Below are 22,379 nucleotides of genomic sequence, written 5' to 3' on the forward strand. Positions count from 1 at the left end.
GCGCCGGGCACCGCCCATCTGGTTGCAGCCTACAACTTGTAGTTGATGCCGAACAGGACAGTCCTGCCCCAGGTGTCGTATTCCAGCGGCCGGGTCAACGCCACACCGTTGGGCAAGCCGGCAACCTGTACCGTCGAATCCGACGAGTTGGACAGGTTGTTGACCTGCAGCAGCAGCGACAAGCCGTCCAGACGGCCGCTGCTGAACGCGTAGCCCAGTTGCAGGTCAGTCTGCCGATTGGCGAGGATCTTGGTGTAACCGAGCTGATCGAACAAAGCCACCGCTTCACCGGTGAACGACGAGCGATAGCGTTCGGCCACCCGCACCGAGAATCCGTAGCGCTCATAGAACAACGCCAGATTGGCCACTTTGCGTGACAGGCCCGGCAAGCTGTTCGGACCACCGGGAACCGACGAAATGGAGGACAACGGAATCGAACTGTGGGTCAGCGAGAAGTTGGCCTGCGCACCGAAACCTTCCAGTGCAGATGCCACCAAGCTACCCTCAAGCGCACCGGACAGTTCCAGGCCATCCATCTTGCCGCCGGTACCGTTCTCCGGCGTGGTGAACGAACCGATGTTGCTGGTGGGCACCAGGGTCGGCGTGTCATTGGTGTAGTTGGAGAAGTTGTAGTCGAGCACGGTCTGGTTGTAGATGTAGTTGAGCAGGTTCTTGTGGAACACCGCGGCAGCCACGTAACTGGCCTTGCCGAAATACTTCTCCCACGACAGGTCCGTGCCGACTGCCACGTAGGGACGCAACTGCGGGTTGCCGCCGCTACCCGACCACAGCACCTGGCCAGCACCCGGCCCGTCGGTGATCTTCGAGACGCCGGCAGAGGTAGCTACCTTCTCGTCATCGATGCGGCCACGCGCCATGGTTTTGGCCAGGCCGAAACGCAGGTATTGCCGATTGCCCAGATCCGCCACCAGGTTGAGACTGGGCAGCACGTTGTTGTAGGTCGAACCGTCGCGGATCTGGCCGACCAGCGTGTCGCCGTTGGTCTGCAGCGCCCGCGATGACTGGTCGGTATGCACCACCTGCACGCCGACGTTGCCACGCAACGGGATATCGCCCACGTGCGTGTCGATGTTGAACTTGACGTAAGCCAGCGGCACCTTCTCTTCGACGGTGTAGTTGCGGCTCCAGTCGCCCTGCCCATTCTTCTGCACCAGGTAGAACTGGTTGCCGTACAGCGCGCCCAGCACGTTGTAGTTGAGAATGCCGGAAATGCCGCCGTAGCCAAGCGAGGTGGGGTTGTACAGCAGCGACGGATGGATCGGCGCGCTGAGGTGGTTCTGGTAGGTGCCTTGAGTGGAGCCGTTGCCGTTGAGATACGCGAACAGCACATCGGCGTGCTTGGTCTTGGTGCGGTCCGAATAGTCCACGCCGAAATCCACGTCGCTGAAGATCCCGCCGACCGGATGACTGGCCTGCAGTCGCACCGCGTGGATGGTGTCGTCCTGATGGTCAAACTCCTCACGCCCGTTGTAACCGTAGTTGTCCGGGTCCGTGAACAGCATCGTGCCCGGGTCGCTCAGGTCAGCCACCGGCCGGAAGTTCGGATAGCCAAAGCCGCTCGGCGTAGTGAACGCAACGTCGGTAAAGGCGCCATTGGCAAGCCCGCTGAACAAATAGGCGTCATGCAGCTTCACCCGGGCACTGGATGAGGACAGGTCGGCCATCAAGGTCCAGTCACCGAGATACAGCTTGTTGTTCCAGCCGATCGAGTAAAGCTTGTCGTGTTCCTTGGTGTATTCGTTCTGCAAGATCGGCGCGACGCCGAGAATGGTGCCAGCGGTGACAATCGGCAACGGCTGGCCGGGCGAGGTCTGCACGTTGTCGTAGGAAACATTGTCGTACGGGCTGCTCGACCACTGTGCACCGTTGGTGAACTTGCGCTTGGTGAAGGTGGAGTAATACATGTCCAGCTTCGAGTAGTAGACGTCGTTCGGCGCCCACTCCAGCACGGTCATCAGGCCATTGCGTTTTTCGTTCTGCGATTGTGCACGCAGCTGCATGCCTTCCTGCGAGATCACGTTGTCCGGCATGCCTGAGGTATGCGGGCCGCCCCAATTCTGGTCGATACCGGCACTGCCGTTGTCGGCGCTCCACCACCATGCCTGGTACTGCTTCTCCTGTACCGGCTGATCCACGGCGGCAACACCGATCGCCACGCCCAGCGTGTGATTGAGAAACTGGTCGACGTACGAAAAACTGGCGCGGCGGCCGTTGACACCGGTTCCCGTGCCCGGGTTCAGCGAGCCGTTGCTGTTGTGCTCACCACGCAGGTTGAAGACCAAGGTGCGCTTGGACAAATCCAGCGGGTTGATCGTGTGCAGGTCCACCGTGCCCGACAGGCCCTGTCCGATCAGGCCGGCATCGGGGGTCTTGTAGATGGTCACCCCGTTGATCAGTTCGGCGGGATACTGGTCGTACTCCACGCCGCGATTCTCGCCCACCGTGGCCTGCTCGCGTCCATCCAGCGTGGTGCCGGCAAAATCCGGCGCCAGGCCGCGAATGGAAATGGCGTTGGCATTGCCGTTGGCGCGCTGTGTCGCCAGACCGGAAACACGCGACAAGCTGTCGGCAATGCTGACATCGGGCAGCTTGCCGATGTCCTCGGCGGAGATCGCCTCGACGATGTTGTTCGAGTCCTCCTTCACCTTCATCGAACTGGCGATACTGGTGGCAATGCCTGTCACCACCACGCCGCTCAAATCCGTTACCGGCTCCTTCGATTTCTTCTTGCTCCTGGCCGCCTTGTCATCAGCTTTTGCGTTGCTGCTGTCTTGCGCTGCAGCCGTAGTGGCCTGCGCTGTCTGCTGTTGACTGGCCGCCTCCTGCGCAAAAGCAGGGCCGCCACTCGCGAGTGCGAACAAGGCAACTGCACACGCAGCCACCAAAGGACGGAGATGAAAATGGAGCGGCGTGCTTACGCCATGCAACCCGGAACGATGATTCATGAAGGCCTCCTTTGTGCCTTTGAGGAGAAGCTGTGTCTGGCGACGTGAAGCAAACATGAGGCCAGGCATCCGCTGCAAACTAGCGACGGGAACACTTTCCGACCCGTCGGCGCAGGAGCCTACTCCGTTTGCATCACTTGTCGGCCTGTACGTAAAACACTACGCGTGAGTCGCAACATTTTTCGAGACGATGCGCTACAAATTACGCCTGCGGCTCATGACCGTTTGACGTTTTCATGGGATTGCGCGAGCACTTCCGCAGGGCTCGGAAAATCGCGCTGAATGCGATGACAGTCAGTCGTGCGGCAGCTTGCGTCTCCTCACGGCACCAGCTGATCACTACGACATCCATGGCGATCTGACAGGCCAGGGCATGCAGCGAATGCAGATTGTCCGTCAGGTGAACTGTCTCGCCTGTTCCATTGGCGCGGGTCTGCCGTATCGACAACCGTGGCGAGCTGCGGAATCCACTGGCTCCGAACACAATGATTCTGCTCATCACGCTTGCACGAAGATCAAGGGTGACCGATGGACGATGGACCCTGTCCGCACCGCGGCTCCGACGTGCCCGAATGTAAGCACACGCAACATCGCACACCTGCGAGAAAGAATGAGCTTGCCCGCCTCTTTCGGTCATTCGCACCGAGCGCGTCTCGTCGCAGCGCAGCGTACACTCATGACGACACCCGATGCTGATGTCGCAGGCCATAGCGACCATGAGCTGCTTCCCATCACCACCCTCAAAGCTACCGGAGCCACGCATGCGTCTTGCCGCCCCCTGCCCAGCGATCAATTTCCGCACCAAGGATATTTATGGCAACGCTTTCCAGCTGAGCGACCATCTCGGCAAACGCATTCTGCTGTCGTTCTTTCGCGATGCCGGCTGCCCCTTCTGCAACCTGCGCGTGTATGAGCTGACGCACAACCACCAGCAGTGGCTGGATCAGAACCTGGAGATCATTGCGGTATTCAGCGACACCTCCGAGAAAGTACGCCGCTTTGTGTCACGCCACCCGCGTCCGTTCACGATGCTGGCCGACCCTGAGCTGGAGCTCTACAACCGGTACGGCATCCAGCACTCGGCCTCGGCCATGCTGAAGGCCATCCTGTTCAAGTTTCCGCGCATTCTCAAGGGACTGTTCAAGGGAGCTCGTCCCAGCAACAACCCACACCTGACCATCGTGCCCGCCGACTTCCTGATCGCGGAGGACGGCCGCATTTCAAAGGTCTGGTACGGACGCGATACCAGCGACCATATTCCACTGGACGAGATCCAGCGCTTCATCGATGAGGGCAAGGCGTCAGCCTAGGCGGGCTTTACCCACCCAATTCGGCAATCACCGGAAAATGATCCGAGGGATAACGCGCACCCTCGTGCGTGGTGATCGTTTGAACGGAGATGACCTTGAAGCCACGACTCAATATCCAGTCGATGCGCTGATCCGGCGTGCCGGTGAAGTTGTGGAAGGTCTTCGCCGGACCCGACTGCGAGACGGCTGTCGTCCAGGCATCCTGCAGCGTGCCGGTCAGTTTCGCGTGCACCGGCGTATCGGGCCCGCAATTGAAATCACCCGCGAGGATCACCCGTGCGCTAGTGGCCAGCTTGCCGATGCGCTGCAGGATTTCGTCCGCGCTGAGCATGCGCGCATGAACGTCTTCGGGCAGGTAGGGAAAATGGGTGTTGAAATAATCGAACGTACCGCCGCCATCACGCAGGCGGAAATGTGCCCAGGTGACCATGCGCGGATAGGGCTGTCCCCAGGTCTTGCTGCCGGGCACGTCCGGCGTATCGGACAACCAGAAGTCACCGGAGCGCTCCACCTGCAGGCGGTCCGTGCGATAGAACACGCCCATGTGCTCACCCTTGCTGCCGCCGTCCCGACCCTGTCCGAACCAGGCGTAGCCGGGCAGATGCGCGGCAAGGTATTCGCCCTGCTCCTCGGTCAGCTCCTGCGTACCCAGCAGATCGGGATGCTGCGCCTTGATCACCTGCACCATCAGGTCGCGCCGGTTCTCCCACGCATTCATGCCGGTATCCACTGGCACCCGCACGTTGAACGTCATCACCCGCAGTGGTGCCTCCGCCGCCCGTCCCGGCAGGGACAGGGCAAGCAACAGCGCGCAGGCAAGCAGCGAAGACCAATGGCGCAAATTCATCACACATATCCCCATGGAAAACCACAACAGGCCGTCGAGTCTAGCGGGATTGCCGAGCGCCGCTGACTGGCTCGGCAAGAGCCGCCTTAGCCCACGCTTCGCCAGGCACGAAGCGGCAAGACCACGACAGCGTACTCCGGCTGGCGCATTCACATCACCCAGCCGCAGCCAAGTGCGCCGTGACACTTTGCCGTCCATCATTCAGTGGCATGGTGCGGCGGGGACGCCTACCCTGTACTCAAGACTCAGGGTGGCACCTTCCGTTGGACCTCTCGCTGCAGCACAGGAAATCACATGGCTGACCATTCACCGGATACCTCCCGAGCCGTCACGCCGCCGCGGCCTTGCCTGCCGTCACCACGCGCGCTGGCCAACGGCGACTTGCCACTGTGCGAACTGGCCAGGAAGCTCGGTCCGATCCGAATGGCGGTGGTGCACCCTTGCGATGAAACCAGCCTTGCCGCCGCACTGGACGCGCAAGCGGCGGGCCTGATCGAACCGGTGCTGGTGGCGCCCAAAGCGAAGCTGCTCGACCTTGCACGCAACGCCGGACTCGATCTTTCCGGCGTGGTGATCGACGACGTACCACACAGCCACGCCGCCGCCGACAAGGCTGTCGCGCTGGCTGTTGCCGGCCAGGTCGACGCGCTGATGAAAGGCAGCCTGCATACCGACGAATTGATGACCGCCGTGGTTGCGGCGCAAACCGGCTTGCGCACGGAACGGCGTATCTCGCATTGCTACCTGATGGATAGTCAGGCGTATGCGCGGCCCTTCCTGATCACCGATGGCGCCGTCAACATTGCACCCACGCTGGCGGAAAAAGCCGACATCGTGCGCAACGCGATCGACCTTGCCCACATCCTCGGCGTGGCGCTTCCCTACGTGGCAATTCTTGCCGCCGTGGAACTGATCAATCCACGCATGCAGACGACGCTGGACGCGGCGGCCCTATGCAAGATGGCCGACCGCGGCCAGATTGCCGGTGCCGTACTCGACGGTCCGCTGGCGTTCGACAATGCCATCTCGGCCGAGGCCGCACGGATCAAGGGCATTCACTCGGCGGTGGCTGGCAACGCGGACATCCTGCTGGTGCCTGACCTGGAAAGCGGCAACATGCTGGCCAAGCAACTGGAATATCTGGGCGGCGCCGCCAGCGCGGCGATTGTGCTGGGCGCGCGCGTGCCGATCGTGCTGACCAGCCGCTCCGACTCGGGCCAGTCACGCATCGTTTCGTGCGCGCTCGCCGCCTTGGTGGCCCACCACTACCGGATCAGCCCCCCATGAGCGAGACCGTCGGCAGCTCCTTCATCGTCGTGCTCAATTGCGGTTCCTCCAGCATCAAATTCGCGTTGTTCGACGCAGGCGAAGCGCCGCTGGCCCGCACACCAGCCTGGCGCGGCAAGGTTGACGCCATCACCGGCACCGCGCCGACGTTCAGTGCCGACGGTGCCGAAGCGGTGCCGCTGACGCTCGATACCAAACATCCCTATGCATCGGCGCTCACCTATCTGCGCCAGCGCATCATGACCTGGCTGGAAGGCCGCAGCATCATGGCAGTGGCACATCGCGTGGTGCACGGCGGCAGCAAGTACTTCGAGCCGGTGCGCGTGGACGCGGAAGTCCTGGCCGATCTGAAAAGTTACATTCCGCTGGCACCGCTGCATCAACCGTTCGCGCTGGAGGCCATCGCCGCGCTGCTGGATGAATTGCCGCACCTGCCGCAGGTAGCCTGTTTCGACACCGGCTTCCACCAGAGCATGCCGGTCGTCGAGAAGATGCTGCCGCTGCCCCGTTTCGCATGGGACGAAGGCCTGCGCCGCTATGGTTTTCATGGACTGTCGTATACGTATCTGGCTCAGGTTCTGGGCGAGCGCTATGGCGCCGACGCACGCGGCCACACCATCGTGGCGCACCTTGGCAGCGGCGCCAGCCTCTGCGCGATGTGCAACCTGCACAGCGTCGCCACCACCATGGGCTTCTCGGCGCTGGATGGGTTGATGATGGGTACGCGTTGCGGCTCGCTCGATCCCGGTGCGCTCATTTACCTGATGGAAATTCGCAAGCTGTCGCTCGAACGCGTCGCGCACATGCTGTATCACGAGTCCGGCCTGCTCGGCGTCTCCGGCGTTTCCGGCGATCCGCGGATGCTGTTGCCGCGCGAAAATGAAGATCCGGTGCAACAGGCACTGGAACTCTATGTCAGGCGCATCGTGCGCGAAGTCGGTGCGCTGGCAGCCAGTTTGAACGGGCTGGACATGCTGGCCTTCACCGCTGGCATCGGCGAACATCAGTCGGTGATACGCGAACGCGTCTGCGCCAGCTTGAGCTTTCTCGGCGTGGTCATCGATGCACAGGCCAATGCCGTCAATGCTTCGGTGATCTCCAGCACGACCAGCAAGGTGAAAGTCGTGGTGGAACCCACCAACGAAGAATGGGTGGCTGCAACAGCTGCTGTCTCGATTTGCTGAGGCAAGTCGGCACCGGCAACACGCGGTTCCATCGCTATGGGTTGATTCAATACGACCCGGCTTTCGCCGTCCCGCTTTCACGGCAACCATGCCGGTGATATCTCCAACAGGAAACCGCTCCATGATCCAGCGTTTCGATACCGGTCCACGCATGTCTGAAATGACCACCCACAACGGCGTCGCCTATCTCGCCGGGCAGGTTCCCGAGGACACCCGCATGGACATCGTCGGTCAAACCGAGCAGGTGCTCCATGCCATCGACGAGCTGCTGAAGCGGGCAGCGACCGACAAGACCCACATTCTACGCGCGGAGATCTTCCTGGCTGATATGGCCGATTTCGACGGCATGAACGAAGCCTGGGGCCGCTGGGTTCCGCACGGTGCTTCGCCTGCGCGTGCCACCGTGCAGGCAACGCTGGCCAGGCCAGACTGGAAAATCGAGATCGTGGTTACCGCGGCGATTCCGTAGTCACCTGCGCTGACTTCTTTCCGCCGACGCTTTTCCTCCCTGCTAGCCCGCCCGATGGATCGCGCACAACTTGTGGCCATCGGGATCACGCACGTAGGCCAAGTGCATCGGTCCCATCGGGCTTTCGCGCAAACCCGGTGCGGCTTCGATCGAGGTGCCGCCGTGGGCGACGGCAACGTCATGGAACTGCTGCACCTGTTCGGGCGAGTCGCACTTGAAACCGATCGTGCCACCGTTGGCGCAGGTAGCGGCGTCGCCGTTGATGGGCTCAGTGACGCAGAAGGTGTTGCCGTCATGTCGATAGAACAGTCGGGTTTGTCCGGTTTTTGCGTCGTTGCGCAACGGCTTGCCAGCACCGAGTACACCCAGCACGGCATCGTAAAAGCGCTGTGAGCGATCGATATCGTTGGAACCGACCATGATGTGACTGAACATGTGCGTTGATCCTGTATGGCCGGCGTCGGACCGGCATGAGTCAAGGTTGATCAGGTGAATGAGCCTGATCACGTTTTGTGCAGATCTTGCTTGAATGACGCTGCCTAGTCCTGATGCAAGCGGATCAAGGCGCTGCCACAAGAAAACCGACAGCAAACCTGCTCCCGCGCAAGCTCAGAACCCGGCAGGCCGCTCGCTGGCCACCCCGGCTTGCTGCTCCATCGCCTGGCCGACGCGGGCCAGGGTGCCCTCCTCGAATAGCCGTCCCAACAGTGTCACGCCGTACGGTACGCGATGCGGCGCGGTCAACTTGGGTAATGGATGCGCAGGATCGGGTGCCCAGTCGCTGCGCACCTGGCTCACCTCGACAAAACCGGTACGCAGGGTCAGCGAGGGGTGGCCGGTCATATTGGAAATCACCATCATGTCATCGCGCAGCGAAGGAATCAGCAGCAGGTCTACTTCGCCCATCACGCGCGCCATTTCCAGCGCCACCTTGCGGCGCAAGCGATCCGCCTGGACGAAGTCCACAGCCGACAGGAAGCGCGCCTCGCGAAACAAATTCGGCCAGGAGTCAGCCGTCTGTTCGCTGAGCTGGTCGGCCTTGCCGGAAAGCGTCAGCTCCTCGAACGCGGCGGCGGCCTCGGCGAACAGCAGCAGATTGAGCGAATCGTATGGCCAGTCCGGCAAAGTCACTTCAGTCGGTTTCAAGCCCAGCTTGCGCAGGTTGGCCAGCGCCTGGCGATCCAGCTCGGTCGCTGGCGCCTCGTTCATCCATTTCGGGAAGTAGCCAACCTTCAAGCCTTTCACTGATGCCTTGGCATCGTAGTCGAGGTGGCTGGGGACACTGGCCACATCACCAGCATCGGCACCGCTGATCGCGTGCAACACCAGCATGGTGTCTTCGACCGAGCGGGTAATCGGGCCGAGCTTGTCCATCGTCCAGCACAAGGTCATGGCGCCAGTGCGTGGCACACGACCGTAGGTCGGGCGCAGGCCGGTAGTGCCGCAGCGCATGCACGGGCTGATGATGCTGCCCTGGGTTTCGCTGCCGATGGCAAACGCCACCAGACCCGCGGCCGTAGCTGAGGCCGGGCCCGCACTGGAGCCGGATGAACCTTCCTGCGGCAGCCACGGGTTCATGGTCTGACCACCAAACCAGACATCGTTGAGCGCCAGGGCACCAAGACTGAGTTTCGCCACCAGCACCGCACCGGCTTCATTGAGTCGACGTACCACCGCCGCGTCCTCGGCCGGCACACGATTCCGATAAGGATCGGCACCGTAGGTGGTGGCGATGCCGGCGGTATCGAGCAAATCCTTCGCGCCCCACGGCATCCCATGCAGCGCGCCACGATAGTGACCGGCAGCGATTTCAGCATCGGCCTTGCTCGCCTGCGCCAGCGCGTGTTCCTCACACAGTGTGATCACGCAGTGCAACTGCGGATCGAAACGCTTGAGTCGATCGAGATAGATCCTGGTGAGGCGGGTCGAAGTGAGCTGGCGAGACTTGATCCACTGTGCGAGCTGCGCAACGGAGGCAAACGCGATGTCCTCGTCGCGAGCAGCCAGCGGCTTGGCGGCCATCGATGCCGGCATAAAGCGATCATGCGAAGGACCCGCCGACTGGCCGCCGAGCACGGGATGCCAAACCGTGGCGGGTGCCAGGCTGTCCGCCAGCGCGACCTTGTTCGGGCCGGTGCGACGCTCCAGCAAGCCAGCCATCGACGTCGGCCAACTACCGACCGCCATCGTACGCTGCGCGTCGGTCATCGCCACTTGCTGCAACTTCTCGGCTTCCGCAAATGTCGAGGTGGTCAGCGCAGGCCCGACGGGAGGGGCTGTGTTGAACGCTGCCGGCGAGCCCGGCGGAGGCGTGGCCGGCTCGCCGGTCTGCGCCATCGTGCGGGTGGCGACCACGGCGCCCAGCAGGCCCAGCGGTGCGTTGGTAAGAAATTCGCGACGCGTCTTCATGGCTATCCCCTTGTGTGCCGGCAGCCCGCCATGCGGCGCCTGCCTTGATGACTGATACGGCGTCTGCGCCTGTTCGGATGTCGCGACCATGGCGCCAGGCTCCCGAAGCCTTTCGGCCGGGCAGTCCACTGTGGACGAGCGTGGGCAACAAGACAACGGGAAAATATCCACAATTCGACTTGCACGTCCCCGCAGGCACTGCCTGCGGGCGCAGCAAAAGAAAACGCCCCGTCACCGGGGCGTTTTTCACCATCCGTCGAAGGCCTCAGCCCTGCTTGCGCGCCTTGAACCGGTAAGTCGAACCGACCAGCAGCAAGCCCACGCCGAACATGCCCAGAATACCCGGCTCCGGCACGCCAATCGGTGCGGAACTGAAGGCAACGTTGTCGAACTCAAATGCATACGAGCCGCTGGTGGCGACAACCCGGTCGAACGAGCCCTGCAGGAAATTGATGTTGACGTAGCAGGTGCCAATCGTCGTCTGATTACCGTTGACGCAGTTGCCCGCCCCCGCTACGGCTGTCACGGCTGCGCCCCAAAAAGAGGCTACCGACGTGCCGCCACTGAAGAACTCAAGGTTGTTGTATCCGTCAACAGACCCCCACAGCAGACCCAGGTAACGCTGAGCCGTTGCGAACGTCAGCGTCGTCGAGCCGTTCGGACCGCCGCTGGTGAGATAGGTCGTGGTATCCGTGCCGTCAGGTTGGCCACCGAAGTTCGCACCGTTACCACTGGAAAGCACTGGCGCCGCGTACTGGCCAGTTGTGCCCTGAACGGCTTTTCCATCGGGTGCAAACGAGACCGTAAGACCGCTGGGAAGCGCGGTGGTAGTCGAAGTGCCGTCTGCGATGCTGTCGAAAGTTTCGTAATGATCAGCGCCTGAAGGAACGCCACCGACCGAACCGGAGAGCAGGACACTAGCGCTGGCTGTCGTCGTTACCAGGCCCATGCCGGCAACCAGCATGGCTGCACCGAGCAGTGAGCGCAGAAGGCGCGGGGTTTGTAATTTGATACTGGCATTGCTGTTCATCGTGATGTCTCCAGGTAGTGAGAGCGAACGGAATGACCTGCTTGCCTGTTGATGGGCCTACTTGCAGCTTGTCGGCGGAAACGCTCATCTGTCGATCGACCTGCGCAAATGTAGATGCACGATACGAGCCACAATGCAAGTGACTGTTTACAATACGAAAGCCTGGACACTCATCAGAAATGATGGACGGTTTCGTAAGGCATTTCGACGCTTTATGCGAGATCGCGCGTGGCGAAACTGCGCTGACGTGGCTGCGCAAGCTGGCGCCCGCAGTCGACGCAAGGAAACATGCGCACATCAAGGGCGGCCGGGCGGCAAGACGCTGGTTGCTCAGCCGTCAGCTGGAAGCGATGTAAAGCGTTGCTACAACCTGCCCCGATCGGGAAACTGAGGCGTGCGTGCGCTCGACGTGCATCCCAGGAGGACACCTGCAGATCGCGCTGCAACCGCCGCGCCGTAACCACGCATCAACCCGCCTTCCTCAGCCGCACGGTTCCATTCCCGCCAGGTTCTCACGCAGCACATCGAGGTGTTGCGCGTAACGATGCCAGCGGTCAAGACCTCGGGTGTGAACAGCCTCGCGCACCTGGATGCTACTGGGCGTGGCCACCGGCGCCGTGTTGCGCTCAGGATGCAGACAGGCATCCTCCAGCGGCAACCCGCAGTGCTCAAGAACCTTCTGCAGGGTGGTCTCAGGCTCCCGCACCAGATCGGCATAGCGAACCTCGAACATGGCATCCGGCAGGCGGCTCCGCCAATGCTGTGCGAGCCGCACGTATTGAGCGTAATAGTGAGCCAATGCAGGTTGGTCGTAGCTATACGCAGCGATGCTTCCGAACATCACGCTGAAGTTCGAGAAGCACACCTCCATCGGGTCACGCACCATGTGCAGGATGCGCGCATGCGGCAGCGCGCGACGGATATGCGCAACCATCCGGATGTTCGCCGGCAACTTGTCCACGAAATATCTGCAACCCGGCGCTCGCCACTGCGTCTGCGCCAGATAACGCGCCCCCAGCTCTGCAAAGTCTATGTCCACACTGCGCTCGATCGCGCTCAACAGGCCCTGCACGCCTTGCGCGGGCGCATCGGTCACCTCATGCAATTGACGAAGAAAGTCAGTGATCTCGCCCGCGGAAGCCACTTCCGAATGGCTGGAAAGCATTCGGTCCAATAGCGTTGTTCCCGAACGCGGCATACCCACGATGAAGATCGGTTGCGGACCTTCTGCATCGGCGGCCGAGGAAGACGCCCGCGCCGTCAGCAAGACCGATGTCTTGATCAAGGCATCAGCTACCGCGGATTCACCAGCGGCGTCGTAAGGGCTGACCTGATGCATGAGCGCGTTGCATCGAGCCAAAGCCTGCCAGGCCTCATCCGGTCGGTCCAGGTCATCCAGCTCCTTGAACAGCGCCGCTTCGAACGCCGCTCGGTTCGCAAGCTCGGCTGGAACCCTGGTAGTGGTGGGCACGCGTTCCAACTGACGACGCAGGAAATCGAGGTGGTTCGTTTCCGGCGTCTGTCGCCACAGGCTGGATCGCGCCAGCGCCGCATCACCAAAGGCTGGCCAGCGTTGCAGGCACGCCTCCAGGACGCGGCCTGCCGGCTGCAACTCACCGGCAAACTGCATCAACATCGCCTGCAGGTGATATTCGCGCGGACTATCCGCACCGGCAACAAGCGCTCGATCGATCAGGCGTCTCGCGGCGGCAAGGTCCTTCATCATCCATCGCAGGTAGGCCTGTTCGGCCAGCAGTGGTGCCGGCAGGTCCGGGGGCAGTTCCAATGCGTCCAGACAGGATCGCGCCGCCACGACTTCACCGACGGATAAAAGCACGCGCGCCAGATGAAGGCCGAACTGAGGGTCCACCGAAGCCCCCCGCGCTGCCTCAAGTAATTGGGCCGTTCCATCACGCAAACGACCGCACCGAAGTAACACGGTGGCGAGATCCATGCGCACGAAAGGATTCTCTGGAACGTCGTGAACCAGCGTTTCGAGCACCGCACATGCCGCATCGAATTGCTGCTGCTCGAAGAGCTGTCGGGCCTGGCGGCCAAGGGCGAACTCCCGCGTGTCCGGCGGTAGATTCATTTCAGGAGCATTCCAACAGAAAGATGTTCGAGTAGATCAAAAAATCCGCAGCGGAGGAAGTTCGCGATCGAAAACCCGAGCACTGCCCCGTTATGTACGGCGCGCGTCAGTGATATCGTCAACCACGCATGCATTTGGCGACGCGACCTCGAGCCGCTGCGCTGAAGACTCGCAACCGGAAGGCGTGCCAAACGCGTTTCCTCCCAATCGCTGCACCATCACAAGGATTCGTGACGATGACTCGACAACTGCTGACTCGCGAGCAGCTACAGAAGTGCGCCACACAACACCATTCCTGGCATGACGCGGCAGCCAAGGCGCCGCAGATCGCCGCGTTGTTCAAGATCGGAAGCCTGCCTTTCGTCACGCTGGACAAGAAGATCGTGCTTGGCGACCAAGCCTTTCGAATGCTGCGCGCGCTCAATGATTTCGATCGCCGCAAGGTAGCGGACGAGCTGCTGGAAATTGCCAGCAACCCCAAGCGACTCGACGCCGATACCGGCCACAGAAACTGGTTTCAGCGACTACTGCCAACCCGTTATCCGTTCAAGGGCTATCACTACAAGGTGAGCTACTCGATCAGGCCCGGCATGCCGGTGCTGATTGTGGACATCTTCATGGATCGGGACGTGCTGAAGCCTACGTTGCCCGATTCCATGCAGCGCAATGCGCTATACCGCGTCGGCAAAACCGGCACTGCGCAGTTTACGCCCGACTTCAAACAACTGGGCAAAAAATCAAATGAGGTCGCCGTCGCACTGGAGGCCAGCTGGGGTAGCGCACATCCCATGCCAACGCATCGGATCGAAACGCTTCACGCAGCTGTCAACGGCATGCAGAACAACCTGACCAAGGCCGCCTGGTTGATGGGCACTCATCTCGAAACCGCCTACGTCGATGGTGCGTCGCCGCTCGCTAACTTCACGCTCTTCCACAACCCCACCGATGGCATGCGTCAGGATCTATTCGAGTGCGCCTACGACAAACAAGGCGTATTTCCGTGCAGCCACAACAGCCAACACCTCGCAGCCGTGCTCAAGGAGGCGCAAGAACGCAAGCACCGCACGCGCTGGGTAGCACATAGCCAAGGCGCCATTATCTTCAGCACTGCCGTAGAGTTTGCGCTGAAGCATTACGGCATGCGTCTTGACTGCCATAGCGTCAGCCTGCACGCCGTCGGCTGCAACATCAAGCGAGCCGAACTCGCCTGCGAGCGCGCAGGCATCACGATCGAGCGTGTGCGCAACAATCCGTTCGATCCGGTGGCGAACCTGGCCGGTGCGAACGATCTCAGTTGCAGCGGACTGGCCCGATCCCTGAAATTCCGAGGCCTGCTGCTCGGTGACGATCCGCTTGCCAGTCCACACACGTTGCCCTATCTGGGGCTGGACACCTACGTGGAACAGCTGACATTCACGGGGCACCACGAGTTGGCCCGGTATGCGACGCAGTTCCACCCTTCGGAGACGGCCTGAGCCATGACCCACTTTCCGGTACCCAATGCCCCTTTCGCCCGCAAACCGTGGCCTTGGTACAAGCGAGTCACGGCAGCCTTCACAGCTCCACAAGGTGGCATTCCAACCGCCCGTGCCATACCCCGGCAGGTTGACTGCGGGCCCTTCATCCTGGCCTTTCTCGAACCTTCATCGGCCTTCGGCGAGACCATCGGCGCCGCAGACAGCGTCAGCCTCGGCGAAGACGCCTTCACCGGAACGAACCTCAGCGACTGGCGGAGTTACCACAAGACAATCAAATTGGCGGTCAGCAACTGGGTCTACCAACTTCCGCGGTGGAACATCGCACGCCTCTTTCCGGTTCCGCATCCGCCTTACGCGATCATAACGGCGTATTGGCAACTCGAACGCGTCAAGCATGGCATTCAGCTCGACCCCGAAAACGTGGCCATGCTCGAGGACTACCTGCGACACGATTACGTGTCCTATCTTGACTCCGAGGGTGGCCCGAACTGGCAGTTGCGCGACCAGACTTATCGCGGCAAGACCATCAGCGGTGACCCGCTTCCGCAGTACCAGATCGACAATATTCTGGACAACAGCCTGCAACGTCCGCCGGGCAGCTACGAGGTAGTGACAAGTAACGGCTTGCGTTGGCTGCGTTATCTTTGGGAGCCGGCAGGCATGCGGAATACACTCAACTACACCACGATCCTGTTGCCCGACGTGCTGTTGACGGCAAGCTTCCATATCACGCACATGAACTCCGAGCCGGGGGCCGACTGGTGGAGTTTGTTTATGGAAGACTGCGAGATCCTGGTAAAAACGATTGCCTGTCAGCGCAAGGCGCTGCCGCACGCCGATTGAACCTGCAGATCAGAATGCAGACAGAAGGGGGTTTCATTTCCCCAGTTCACAGCGCAGTACAAGGCAGTGGCGAAAAGCGCCTGACCCGCAGGTACCACCACCTTGCATCCTGATGCGGAAGCGAAAACGCGCGGCGATACGCCACCCGCGCCTGGATCTCGCCGGCATTCACCTGACTATGCAGCCAGCAACGAACGCCAACCTGCTTCGCAGCGAATACGGACTACCGGTGCTGCCTGCAGGCTATTTGCACTGCCGGCAGGCAGCGGTGGCCAAGTACGACCGTGCCGTTTTCGCGCTCGTTGACGACAAACTACCTGCACCTCGGCACGCGGCGGGCGAAGGAAATTTTCTTCGCCCTGGTTGCTCAGGCAACTACGCCCTGCGATACCGCACGGTCACACCGATTAGGCCGATACCAACAAGCATCAGCAAAAGCGGATTGGGTTCCGGCACATCGGTGGGGCCTGAAGTCGTATTTGTGAAGGAAAAGCTCAGGTCGTTGAATTCGAATGGACCGTTGAACAAGTCTTCGAAGCTGACCAGGGTCTCACCAGGCTGCCAGTTGGCTTGAACGCGCGCATGAGCATGCCCATCGGGATTTCTTGAATCGGGCCCGGTGAAGTAGCTGTATCCGGTGTTGTTCACAAACAACTCGAAAATCAGTTCGGTTCCAATGGCAAAGCTGCCGAGATCCACCGAAGCACCGACGGGGGTCGTGTGATTATTGAAGATAAAGTTGCCGTTCAAACGCAGGTCGTTGCTGTACGAAGCCGTGTTTCCCTGATAGGTCGCAATCACATGATCAGTGCCTGAAACGATGACTTTCTGTCCCTCGGTACCGGGCGCACCAATCGGAATGGCGTTGGCTGCCAGGGCGAAGAACGCCAGCGTTGTACCAACGACTACACGGGTGAGCGCGTTCATGCTCTTCGCTGCAATTGTGTTCATGGGAAACCTCCAGGTGGGTTTGGCAAATCCATTGTCTTGAACAGCGACAGATGCAGTACGCAACGTCTGAGTTGTCGCTATCTCAAAAGTACATACATGTTCCATGCCAATCTTTAAGTGCATGATTCCACTATCATTGAACTTACAGCAAAGCTCTTGTATGTAAATTTGACCGACACCCACTCCTGAAACTGCAGCCATTCTGCCCAGCGCAACCGTTGGCATGCCTGAAGCTGCACGATCGAGTGTGAGCTGTAGAGCTATGCCGTCCCACCGGAAGACAGCGACGGCACACAGCAAGGCAAGCGAATACGTAACGACAGACGTCTTCAGGTCGACATACTGGAGCAGTGAGGCGCAGGCGTCAGACGTCGCGGAAGTCCGGCAGCGTTGACGTCACTCAACTTGTACGCGGCCATCAGAAACAAGAACAGAACCCTTGCGGACCTGCTGAATGAATATCGCCACGGCACGGTTCAGCACGTCGGGTCGGTCCAATTGAATGTAGTGACCACTGCCTTTGGCGATGATCCGCTGACCATGCGTGGACAGTTGGGCAAGTTGCTGCTGCAGTCCATCCCAGATCAACATGCCCTGCCGTAGTTCGGCCGCAGTGACAGGGGCAGGAAGCTGCGACGGCAGCGATGCGTTCGGGTCACGCGAAAAAACCAGAATCGGCAGGTCACCATAAGGCCCGGTTTGCGCTGTTTCCAACAGCGAAGCTGACCAATCGGCCTGCTCACCTTGGTAAGCGTCGACCTGAGCAGGAATGCATGCGTCTGCCTTCAACAAACCTGCCTGCGCTTCGAAGCCTGGTGGTACTTGGTCGCACACGCCCAGCACCCGATCCACGCCCAGCCACATCAGCGCCTTCATCAGCGACACCTGCAAGCCACCGCGTTCATCCAGCGCCCTCAAGTTCGCCGGCATCACAGAGTCCTGCGTTGGCGAACTGGCATCCACGAACACCAGTCCGGCCACTTCATGGGGGTAACGGGAAGCGTATGCGCGAATATAGATGCCACCGGCAGAATGCCCCATCAACAGCAGTGGCCCTTTGACCTGCGCCTGTTGCAGCAGCTCATGCAACTGGCTGGCGATAGGCGTTGCGTCGCGTGGCCCTGACTGCGGCTCACTCCAGCCCAATCCGGCACGGTCGTACGAGCACACCCGCGTGGCGAGGGACAATGCGGGTTGCACCTTGCCCCATGTGAGAAAATCGTCACCTAGCCCGGATTCAAGCACTACGGTAGGCGAGCCGGCGCCGCTGCAATAAAGGTGCATCTGGTTTCCGTTCACCGTAAACAACTTGCCGGGCGGCGGAAACGCCTTGCGGTAGTGGCGGATGGCCAGAACATTCCACACCGCGCCGGCAGTACCAAGCACCAGCAACAACACGAGCGTGACCCGTCCAATGCGGCGCAGAGTGCGCCAGCCATGCCGGCCTTGTTGCAAGCGTCTTTCCATACTGCATTTCACCTGCGCAATGTTGAGAAGGCTGCAGCAAGCCAGCCTGACCACGCCATGCTCGTGGGCCATGGAAAATCGTACTGGACGATTCGGTATTCGATTGATGCAATCATCTGAATACGCCCGATCGGTTTTCTATCCTGCGACCCGTTGTGGCCGAGCGCGGTTACGGCGATACGGCGTACGGAATCGAACCGATCCACGCATTCACACAACATCCAGAATGAGTGGCTTTGCGTCGACACCTTCCTGCTGACTATAAGCAGCGGCTCAGCAGCGCGGCACCGTGATGCGTTGAAGCGGTGGGTGGATGCGATCAGCCGGGCAATATTCGCCAGCGAAGCAGGCCGCAAAAGTGCCGTGGCCACGGCTTGTCTGGCAAGAACAGCACCGAAAGACGGCTTGAGGACCCATGCTTACTCACCGCCGTCATAGTCGCCGGCTGCCCAATCCAGCGATCAACACCTTCGCTCGCGAAGCGCGAAGAAACCGGGGGGAGATGCTCGACCTCTGATTCCCTGCTCCGCCACCTCGAAAATCATCCAGAAAACGTCGGAATATCTTACAACTCGGCTCTTGCAACCCTCGTGGCATTCGCCACAACTCACTGTCTTTGATGACTTTATGTGCTTGGCCCGAATCATGCTTTGATTCCTGCACGTTCAGCACATTCAACAGGGAATCACGATGCGCAAGATCACCACATTGGCACTCGCCGCCGTTACGGCGCTGGTCTTCGCCGCTTCGGCTGGCGCCACCGTCGTCAACCTCGACGGCCATGCCAATGCCTCGACGGATGGCTCAACGGCCAAGACCCTGAGCCTCGGCGCGGGCACGTACGAAGTCATGTTCACCCAAGACCAATACATGGCGTTCAGCCGCTGGAACAGCAACATGAGTTGTGCCGGGGACGGCACCCATTGCAGCCAGGGCTGGGAAAACAGCGCCGTCTTCACTGCCGGCGCGCAAACTTTCTATTTCGGCGATTCGGATGGCAATGGTGGCTACGGCCCCAATGCCGATGGCAGCTACTATGACAGCGCAGCACGCTCATTTGCGCATGCCGGCATCTATTCGCAGCTCTTCACCCTCGGCACCGCCGGCAATGTTTCGTTCTACATTTTTGACGACAACCTGAGCGACAACCGGGGTGGCATTTCGCTCTCGGTGACCAAGGTTGACGTACCGGAACCCGCTGGCCTGCCCTTCCTGCTCGCCGGCATCGGCGCGATCGGTCTGCTGGCCTACAAGCGCCGGAAGTCTGCGTCGCTCTGAAGTACGCATCTCAGATACGTGCCTGACCCTCGTTCCGAAGCGTCAGGCACGCGTTGGGCACACACTCTTCGTGAGACGCGCCAGCTGAAGCCTAACGTGGCGGCTTGCCCTGCCGCCCACGCGCCTCAGCTAAGCCAACGCCTGGAAGCCGGTCCGCGCTGAGCACGTTCCAGCGCCTTCGGGTTTTTACCTCGGCCAGAGCGCAGCCAAGCCGTGGGCACGACGCCTGATCACGGCATCCATTTCGTCCAGAAACCGGCGCGCAACGCGCGGCAGGGTCAGTCAAGACACGTCAGCATTTGCTGGTTGTTCTGGCTAACGTCCTGGCCGGTGGACGCGCTGCTGGCGCGAGATCGGTTCGATATCGCACCCGGATTCGAGGGCCGATGCCGGATGGCCGAGCACCTGTAGCGTTACAGGATCGATCTCGAAGCGCTCTCCACGATCGCTCTCGATCGGCAGCTTGCCGTCTTGAGCGCACAGTGAGCGAAACCCTACATGCTGCACATCGCCCTCCCGTTCGGGACGGCGTGGGTTTTCGTAAACTTTGAGGCGCCACAATTACCGCCGGGAGGCGTCAAAAGCCGCAAGAACACCGCCGACATGGCCGTCCGTTTCAGCGTCACCAGAAACCTGCGCATAACGCACGCCTGCGATCAGAACGGAAGCAGGTAGTGGCGGCGGGATGCGACTGGCTCCGGGGTTCGGGTTCTCTGCCATGGTCTGCCTGTCGGCACCGAACCGCAGTTCGCGGCCACAGCGAAAAGCATCAATGCCGCGTCATGGCGACAGTACGGACAGCCTCTCAAAGGTCGGGCACATCCCCGGACTGAAACAGCACTCGCGGTGTGCCGTAGTCGCCGCCATCTTCATCCACGTCCATGCTGTACGCCACGATGCCAGCGTGCTTTTCGGCCAGTCGCTCTGCCCGGCGTGCCGCTTCATCCGCCGTCTTGAACTGCAAGACCTGCCCCGCTACCAAGCGTCGACCGACCTGGTCGAATGGCTGCACTATGTGGATGGTTTCCATATTCGCTCCTGAGTTGCGGCAAGTATGAGGGCCGCGACACCCAGCAAAACAGGAAAACGTTGCCGCTGATTGAGAAAGTGCATCCTCAGCGGAATGCGCCCTGCCAAAAGAGTCCTGGATACGGTTGACTACCTGCGCAACAGGAAAAACGGAATCGTCACCAGACCCAGCGCAAACAGGATGCCCAACACACTCATCACCACGCGCACGGGGTCCGCACGAAGCAGCGTGACAAACGTTTCCGCCGTACCTGCCTGCTTGGCAGCGGCGTACTCGGCACGGACACGGGCGCTACGTTGCTGCTGGTAATCGTCCATCGCGTGCCTGGCGGCAGCGAACGCAGCGTCTTCCGTCACCCAGATTCCGCCAGCCGAGACGCCCCACAGGCTGGGCCTGGTTTCGTAGTACGCGATCTCTTGCGCGTCGAGCAGCGCGCGCACGTCGTCGGCCTCGTCTTCGGGCACGTTACGCAAATTCAAAAGCAGCTTGGACATGCCCTCATGATAACCGCGAATCAGGGCCGGCCCGAGGATGTGCGACTGATGTCTTGCGTGGTGCCGTGCAACCGCTGGGCGGATACGCGTGCAACGGCCATTCACCACGACCATTCCGCACTGGGGCCACCCGTGTCTGTTCCCTCACAGGATGCGGCATCCCACTATCCGACAAGACTTACGTATCGGGGCAAGTCCGCACCTTCCGCGCACGCCTTTTCATAGACCTTCGCAGCTCCATGGACGCGATTTCGCAGGCATCGATAATCTCATCGTGATCCGCCTGCCGGCGCCCGCCGACTGCATTTCGTTGCGTGCTGCGCTGCTCGGCAACCTGATGGATCGCTTGAATCGCGGTCATCCTGGTGCTCTCGCTGATATCGGGCAGCTGTCATTCTCCAGAAGTCCGCCCCGCCCCGCCTCAGCCGAGGCCGATGCACGACGCGCGCACCACGACGGCGAGCCGCTTTCTCCAACGGTCCATAACGGCATCCACTCAGAAGCAAGGAGCCGCGTCGACGGAGTCAGGATGCAAATTGTCCCGGGAGTCGGCTTTTGCGCTCGTATCATGACGCCACGACCAAAACAGGATTATCCATGGCCATGGAAGCACAGAACACTCAATTCGAGTTCAAGCAGAACATCATCGAATTGTTGTGGAACGACGGCACGCTGCAAGCCGCCGAGAAGGTGGTAGCGCGGTGTACTTCGGACGAACAGCGCGAGCATGCGTTGTGGATGGCGGTGGCCATGCAGCGGGCCGCTGTCGTGAGTGCGCTGCTGCAAGCAGGCATCAGCGCTTCGGCACGCGAGGCCGCCGTGTCACTGCTGTGTGGCGGGCTTGCACGGGCCGGTGTACCCGCCAAAACCGACAATCACATCATCCAATTGGGCAGCTGCAACACGACCACCATCGACACAGCGGTCCGAGTCGGAACCTCCCGGTTCTGGTTCGAGGCCGAGAAATTGATGGGCATCTATCAGCAGCAAGGGCTCATCAAGGGAGACTGGCTGGTCATGCTGCCCGCGCTACGTGAGGGTGTTGAACCCGCCAGCCTGCAACGATTCATCCAGACCCTGCACCAGGCCAACAGCAAGGAAATCACGGTCGCGTTGGCGCTGCTTCAATCAGAGATCAATCGGCACGTGCCGCAGGGCGCAGTGAGCTAACGAAAGCCAGTGCAGCCCAGCATGAGAGGCCGATCGCACGTTTTGCGCGCCAGCGGACGCCCCTCCTGTTCGCG

At 60.9% G+C, this 22,379-nt stretch carries 17 protein-coding genes and 1 pseudogene; 8 read left to right on the forward strand and 10 right to left on the reverse strand.

Features of this window, described 5'->3' with window-relative positions; genetic code table 11:
• Positions 1-29: 29 nt before the first annotated feature.
• Positions 30-2,966: a TonB-dependent receptor gene (locus PY254_RS13565; RefSeq protein WP_281012575.1), complete on the reverse strand. Its 2,937-nt coding sequence runs from the start codon at positions 2,964-2,966 to the stop codon at positions 30-32.
• 761 nt (positions 2,967-3,727) lie between these two features.
• On the opposite strand from PY254_RS13565, the gene PY254_RS13570 reads away from it, so the two are divergent.
• Complete coding sequence (locus tag PY254_RS13570) at positions 3,728-4,276, forward strand: peroxiredoxin family protein (RefSeq protein WP_281012576.1); 549 nt, start codon at positions 3,728-3,730, stop codon at positions 4,274-4,276.
• A gap of 7 nt (positions 4,277-4,283) precedes the next feature.
• On the opposite strand, the gene PY254_RS13575 is transcribed toward PY254_RS13570, so the two are convergent.
• Complete coding sequence (locus PY254_RS13575; RefSeq protein WP_281012577.1) at positions 4,284-5,123, reverse strand: endonuclease/exonuclease/phosphatase family protein; 840 nt, start codon at positions 5,121-5,123, stop codon at positions 4,284-4,286.
• Positions 5,124-5,510: 387 nt separating this feature from the next.
• Here PY254_RS13575 and PY254_RS13580 point away from each other — a divergent pair.
• From PY254_RS13580 to PY254_RS13590, 3 genes and pseudogenes are all read left to right on the forward strand, one after another.
• Positions 5,511-6,410 (forward strand): annotated as a pseudogene (locus PY254_RS13580) (bifunctional enoyl-CoA hydratase/phosphate acetyltransferase); the annotation flags it as partial.
• Complete coding sequence (locus PY254_RS13585; protein ID WP_281012579.1) at positions 6,407-7,594, forward strand: acetate/propionate family kinase; 1,188 nt, start codon at positions 6,407-6,409, stop codon at positions 7,592-7,594. The pseudogene PY254_RS13580 and the gene PY254_RS13585, both read left to right, overlap by 4 nt.
• 121 nt (positions 7,595-7,715) lie before the next feature.
• Positions 7,716-8,063 carry a RidA family protein gene (locus PY254_RS13590; RefSeq protein ID WP_281012580.1) on the forward strand — a complete coding sequence of 116 codons (348 nt, stop codon included), beginning with the start codon at positions 7,716-7,718 and terminating at the stop codon, positions 8,061-8,063.
• A 42-nt stretch (positions 8,064-8,105) separates the two neighbouring features.
• Here the strand turns inward: PY254_RS13590 and PY254_RS13595 are convergent, their stop codons facing one another.
• The 4 genes from PY254_RS13595 to PY254_RS13610 form a co-directional block, all read right to left on the reverse strand.
• Complete coding sequence (locus PY254_RS13595) at positions 8,106-8,498, reverse strand: VOC family protein (RefSeq protein ID WP_281012581.1); 393 nt, start codon at positions 8,496-8,498, stop codon at positions 8,106-8,108.
• Positions 8,499-8,672: 174 nt separating this feature from the next.
• Positions 8,673-10,562, reverse strand: a complete 1,890-nt coding sequence (locus tag PY254_RS13600; protein WP_281012582.1) for an amidase — start codon at positions 10,560-10,562, stop codon at positions 8,673-8,675.
• 175 nt (positions 10,563-10,737) lie between these two features.
• Positions 10,738-11,502, reverse strand: coding sequence for an Npun_F0296 family exosortase-dependent surface protein (locus PY254_RS13605; protein ID WP_281012583.1), 765 nt, complete (start codon positions 11,500-11,502; stop codon positions 10,738-10,740).
• Between the two features lie 481 nt (positions 11,503-11,983).
• Positions 11,984-13,594, reverse strand: coding sequence for a tetratricopeptide repeat-containing sulfotransferase family protein (locus PY254_RS13610; RefSeq protein WP_281012584.1), 1,611 nt, complete (start codon positions 13,592-13,594; stop codon positions 11,984-11,986).
• 236 nt (positions 13,595-13,830) lie between these two features.
• Here PY254_RS13610 and PY254_RS13615 point away from each other — a divergent pair, with 236 nt between their 5' ends.
• Together PY254_RS13615 and PY254_RS13620 are read left to right on the forward strand one after the other, a co-directional pair.
• The gene (locus PY254_RS13615) at positions 13,831-15,069 is read left to right on the forward strand and encodes a hypothetical protein (protein WP_281012585.1); all 1,239 of its coding nucleotides are present in this window, start codon (positions 13,831-13,833) and stop codon (positions 15,067-15,069) included.
• Positions 15,070-15,072: 3 nt separating this feature from the next.
• Positions 15,073-15,915: a hypothetical protein gene (locus tag PY254_RS13620; protein ID WP_281012586.1), complete on the forward strand. Its 843-nt coding sequence runs from the start codon at positions 15,073-15,075 to the stop codon at positions 15,913-15,915.
• 375 nt (positions 15,916-16,290) lie between these two features.
• Here PY254_RS13620 and PY254_RS13625 read toward each other — a convergent pair whose 3' ends face one another.
• Entirely contained in the window at positions 16,291-16,866 is a 576-nt protein-coding gene (locus PY254_RS13625) for a PEP-CTERM sorting domain-containing protein (protein ID WP_281012587.1), read from the reverse strand.
• A 396-nt stretch (positions 16,867-17,262) separates the two neighbouring features.
• Positions 17,263-18,333, reverse strand: a complete 1,071-nt coding sequence (locus PY254_RS13630; protein WP_281012588.1) for an alpha/beta fold hydrolase — start codon at positions 18,331-18,333, stop codon at positions 17,263-17,265.
• Between the two features lie 690 nt (positions 18,334-19,023).
• Between PY254_RS13630 and PY254_RS13635 the strand changes: the two genes are divergently transcribed.
• Entirely contained in the window at positions 19,024-19,611 is a 588-nt protein-coding gene (locus PY254_RS13635) for a PEP-CTERM sorting domain-containing protein (RefSeq protein WP_281012589.1), read from the forward strand.
• An 805-nt stretch (positions 19,612-20,416) separates the two neighbouring features.
• Here the strand turns inward: PY254_RS13635 and PY254_RS13640 are convergent.
• Positions 20,417-20,641 carry a hypothetical protein gene (locus PY254_RS13640; protein WP_281012590.1) on the reverse strand — a complete coding sequence of 75 codons (225 nt, stop codon included), beginning with the start codon at positions 20,639-20,641 and terminating at the stop codon, positions 20,417-20,419.
• Between the two features lie 128 nt (positions 20,642-20,769).
• On the reverse strand, positions 20,770-21,135 hold the full coding sequence (locus tag PY254_RS13645) for a DUF6164 family protein (protein ID WP_281012591.1): 366 nt from the start codon (positions 21,133-21,135) through the stop codon (positions 20,770-20,772).
• A gap of 597 nt (positions 21,136-21,732) precedes the next feature.
• On the opposite strand from PY254_RS13645, the gene PY254_RS13650 reads away from it, so the two are divergent.
• Positions 21,733-22,305 carry a hypothetical protein gene (locus PY254_RS13650; RefSeq protein WP_281012592.1) on the forward strand — a complete coding sequence of 191 codons (573 nt, stop codon included), beginning with the start codon at positions 21,733-21,735 and terminating at the stop codon, positions 22,303-22,305.
• The last annotated feature ends 74 nt before the right edge of the window (positions 22,306-22,379 follow it).

The organism is Rhodanobacter sp. AS-Z3, from assembly GCF_029224025.1.
Classification (GTDB): Bacteria; Pseudomonadota; Gammaproteobacteria; order Xanthomonadales; family Rhodanobacteraceae; genus Rhodanobacter.

Bases quoted from the DNA above. Each gene is read 5' to 3' on its own strand.
- PY254_RS13625 (WP_281012587.1), bottom strand. From the start codon at position 16,866: ATGAACACAATTGCAGCGAAGAGCATGAACGCGCTCACCCGTGTAGTC.
- PY254_RS13610 (WP_281012584.1), bottom strand. From the start codon at position 13,594: ATGAATCTACCGCCGGACACGCGGGAGTTCGCCCTTGGCCGCCAGGCC.
- PY254_RS13635 (WP_281012589.1), top strand. From the start codon at position 19,024: ATGCGCAAGATCACCACATTGGCACTCGCCGCCGTTACGGCGCTGGTC.
- PY254_RS13650 (WP_281012592.1), top strand. From the start codon at position 21,733: ATGGCCATGGAAGCACAGAACACTCAATTCGAGTTCAAGCAGAACATC.
- PY254_RS13615 (WP_281012585.1), top strand. From the start codon at position 13,831: ATGACTCGACAACTGCTGACTCGCGAGCAGCTACAGAAGTGCGCCACA.
- PY254_RS13590 (WP_281012580.1), top strand. From the start codon at position 7,716: ATGATCCAGCGTTTCGATACCGGTCCACGCATGTCTGAAATGACCACC.
- PY254_RS13620 (WP_281012586.1), top strand. From the start codon at position 15,073: ATGACCCACTTTCCGGTACCCAATGCCCCTTTCGCCCGCAAACCGTGG.
- PY254_RS13640 (WP_281012590.1), bottom strand. From the start codon at position 20,641: ATGGAAACCATCCACATAGTGCAGCCATTCGACCAGGTCGGTCGACGC.
- PY254_RS13605 (WP_281012583.1), bottom strand. From the start codon at position 11,502: ATGAACAGCAATGCCAGTATCAAATTACAAACCCCGCGCCTTCTGCGC.
- PY254_RS13565 (WP_281012575.1), bottom strand. From the start codon at position 2,966: ATGAATCATCGTTCCGGGTTGCATGGCGTAAGCACGCCGCTCCATTTT.
- PY254_RS13575 (WP_281012577.1), bottom strand. From the start codon at position 5,123: ATGAATTTGCGCCATTGGTCTTCGCTGCTTGCCTGCGCGCTGTTGCTT.
- PY254_RS13595 (WP_281012581.1), bottom strand. From the start codon at position 8,498: ATGTTCAGTCACATCATGGTCGGTTCCAACGATATCGATCGCTCACAG.
- PY254_RS13645 (WP_281012591.1), bottom strand. From the start codon at position 21,135: ATGTCCAAGCTGCTTTTGAATTTGCGTAACGTGCCCGAAGACGAGGCC.
- PY254_RS13570 (WP_281012576.1), top strand. From the start codon at position 3,728: ATGCGTCTTGCCGCCCCCTGCCCAGCGATCAATTTCCGCACCAAGGAT.
- PY254_RS13630 (WP_281012588.1), bottom strand. From the start codon at position 18,333: ATGGAAAGACGCTTGCAACAAGGCCGGCATGGCTGGCGCACTCTGCGC.
- PY254_RS13585 (WP_281012579.1), top strand. From the start codon at position 6,407: ATGAGCGAGACCGTCGGCAGCTCCTTCATCGTCGTGCTCAATTGCGGT.
- PY254_RS13600 (WP_281012582.1), bottom strand. From the start codon at position 10,562: ATGGTCGCGACATCCGAACAGGCGCAGACGCCGTATCAGTCATCAAGG.